Raw genomic sequence first — 3,435 nt, forward strand, 5'->3', positions numbered from 1 at the left:
CAGACAAAAAGAAAACCCGCTGTGCCTTCCGACACAACGGGTTCTCTGGGATAGATGCCTGACGATGACCTACTCTCACATGGGGAAGCCCCACACTACCATCGGCGCTAAGCGGTTTCACTTCTGAGTTCGGCATGGGATCAGGTGGTGCCCACTCGCTATGTTCGTCAGGCATATTCGGCTGTGATGATCCAGAGAGCGCTCCGTCTCTCCCCTGGCTAGCCAGCGGATCATCACCAATACGTAAATCATGCGATGCCATACGTCTCAACGTATCCAGCTCATTGACTATCATCACATAACCACTTGGGGTTATATGGTCAAGCCTCACGGACCATTAGTACACGTTAGCTTAACGCCTCACAGCGCTTCTACACCGTGCCTATCAACCTCGTCGTCTTCGAGGGTCCTTTAGGGGGCGCTAGGCCCCAGGGAAGTCTCATCTTGAAGGGGGCTTCCCGCTTAGATGCTTTCAGCGGTTATCCCGTCCGAACATAGCTACCCGGCAATGCAATTGGCATCACAACCGGAACACCAGTGGTTCGTCCACTCCGGTCCTCTCGTACTAGGAGCAGCTCTTCTCAAACTTCCTACGCCCACGGCAGATAGGGACCGAACTGTCTCACGACGTTCTAAACCCAGCTCGCGTACCACTTTAAATGGCGAACAGCCATACCCTTGGGACCGACTTCAGCCCCAGGATGTGATGAGCCGACATCGAGGTGCCAAACACCGCCGTCGATGTGAACTCTTGGGCGGTATCAGCCTGTTATCCCCGGAGTACCTTTTATCCGTTGAGCGATGGCCCTTCCATTCAGAACCACCGGATCACTAGAACCTACTTTCGTACCTGCTCGACCTGTCCGTCTCGCAGTCAAGCACCCTTATGCTCTTGCACTCATTGCACGATTTCCAACCGTGCTGAGGGTACCTTCGTGCTCCTCCGTTACTCTTTAGGAGGAGACCGCCCCAGTCAAACTACCCACCACACACTGTCCTTCTCCCCGATCAGGGGAGCAAGTTAGAACGACAATGATGTCAGGCTGGTATTTCAAGGTCGGCTCCACTCCAACTGGCGTCAGAGTTTCAAAGCCTCCCAGCTATCCTACACAGACAACATCAGCGTCCAGTGTGAAGCTGTAGTAAAGGTTCACGGGGTCTTTCCGTCTAGCCGCGGGAACACTGCATCTTCACAGCGATTTCAATTTCACTGAGTCTCGGGTGGAGACAGTGTGGCCATCATTACGCCATTCGTGCAGGTCGGAACTTACCCGACAAGGAATTTCGCTACCTTAGGACCGTTATAGTTACGGCCGCCGTTTACTGGGGCTTCGATCAGGAGCTTCGGACGAATCCTAACACCATCAATTAACCTTCCAGCACCGGGCAGGCGTCACACCCTATACGTCCGCTTACGCGTTTGCAGAGTGCTGTGTTTTTAATAAACAGTTGCAGCCACCTAGTATCTTCGACTGCTCTCAGCTTACGGGGCAAGCCCTTCACCAAAAGCAGCGTACCTTCTCCCGAAGTTACGGTACCATTTTGCCTAGTTCCTTCACCCGAGTTCTCTCAAGCGCCTGGGTATTCTCTACCTGACCACCTGTGTCGGTTTGGGGTACGGTCACATATTACCTGTAGCTTAGAGGCTTTTCCTGGAAGCGTGGCATCAACGGCTTCCCCAATCACAAGGAGTGGGTTCGTCTCGTATCTCGGTGTTAACGTCCCGGATTTGCCTAAGACATCCACCTACATACTTTCACCTGGAACCATCACCAGGCCCGCCTAGCCTTCTCCGTCCCCCCATCGCAGTAATATCCGGTACGGGAATATTAACCCGTTTCCCATCGACTACGCCTTTCGGCCTCGCCTTAGGGGCCGACTCACTCTGCTCCGATTGACGTCGAACAGAAACCCTTGGTCTTCCGGCGGGGGAGGTTTTCACTCCCCTTATCGTTACTCATGTCAGCATTCGCACTTGTGATACCTCCAGCAGACTTCTCAATCCACCTTCGCAGGCTTACACAACGCTCCTCTACCGCTTATATCTCATGATATAAACCCGTAGCTTCGGCACCTGATTTGAGCCCCGTTATATCTTCCGCGCAGGCCGACTCGACTAGTGAGCTATTACGCTTTCTTTAAAGGATGGCTGCTTCTAAGCCAACCTCCTAGCTGTCTGGGCCTTCCCACATCGTTTCCCACTTAATCAGGATTTTGGGGCCTTAGCTGACGGTCTGGGTTGTTTCCCTTTTCACGACGGACGTTAGCACCCGCCGTGTGTCTCCCACGCTGCACTCACTGGTATTCGGAGTTTGCCTCGGGTTGGTAACCCGGGATGGGCCCCTAGCCGAAACAGTGCTCTACCCCCAGCGGTGATACGTGAGGCGCTACCTAAATAGCTTTCGAGGAGAACCAGCTATCTCCGGGCTTGATTAGCCTTTCACTCCGATCCACAAGTCATCCGAATCTTTTTCAACAGATCCCGGTTCGGTCCTCCAGTTGATGTTACTCAACCTTCAACCTGCTCATGGATAGATCGCCCGGTTTCGGGTCTATTCCCAGCAACTATGCGCCCATTTAAGACTCGGTTTCCCTACGCCTCCCCTAACCGGTTAAGCTCGCTACTGAGAATAAGTCGCTGACCCATTATACAAAAGGTACGCAGTCACAGAACATGTCTGCTCCCACTGCTTGTACGCACACGGTTTCAGGATCTATTTCACTCCCCTCTCCGGGGTTCTTTTCGCCTTTCCCTCACGGTACTGGTTCACTATCGGTCAGCCAGGAGTATTTAGCCTTGGAGGATGGTCCCCCCATATTCAGTCAAAGTTTCACGTGCTCCGACCTACTCGATTTCACCATCACTGCCCTTTCGTGTACGGGACTATCACCCACTTTGGCGCGACTTTCCAGACGCTTCCACTAAAACAATGATGACTTAAGGGCTACTCCCCGGTCGCTCGCCGCTACTGGGGGAATCTCAATTGATGTCTTTTCCTCGGGGTACTTAGATGTTTCAGTTCTCCCGGTTCGCCTCACTACCCTATGAATTCAGATAGTGATACCGGCCTGATGACCGGTGGGTTTCCCCATTCAGAAATCGCTGGATCAAAGGTCATTTGCCACCTCCCCAACGCTTATCGCAGGCTATCACGTCTTTCATCGCCTCTGGCTGCCTAGGCATCCACCGTGTGCGCTTAATCGCTTGACCATATAACCCGAAGGGGTCACATGTACGATTAATCAACGATTTTCGCCGGATACGCTTGAGACGTATCTCATTACTACCACCTCAGTCACCTCCTCCGCTGATAATGAAGAAAGCACCGATTCCGTGGTAGACCAGCGTGTCACGACACACAATCCATCCTGGTGGATAATCGTGGTGTTCAACGCTGGATTTGGCATCAGCATGATTTACATTGTTAAAGAGCG

Annotated in this window: 2 rRNA genes; both read right to left on the reverse strand. The window is 52.7% G+C overall.

Annotated elements, in window-relative coordinates:
* Positions 1-56: 56 nt before the first annotated feature.
* Positions 57-172 (reverse strand): 5S ribosomal RNA (gene rrf, locus LMG33818_RS12870).
* Positions 173-316: 144 nt separating this feature from the next.
* Positions 317-3,211 (reverse strand): 23S ribosomal RNA (locus LMG33818_RS12875).
* Between the last annotated feature and the right edge of the window lie 224 nt (positions 3,212-3,435).

Source organism: Cernens ardua (assembly GCF_051251085.1).
Lineage (GTDB): Bacteria > Pseudomonadota > Gammaproteobacteria > Pseudomonadales > Halomonadaceae > Cernens > Cernens ardua.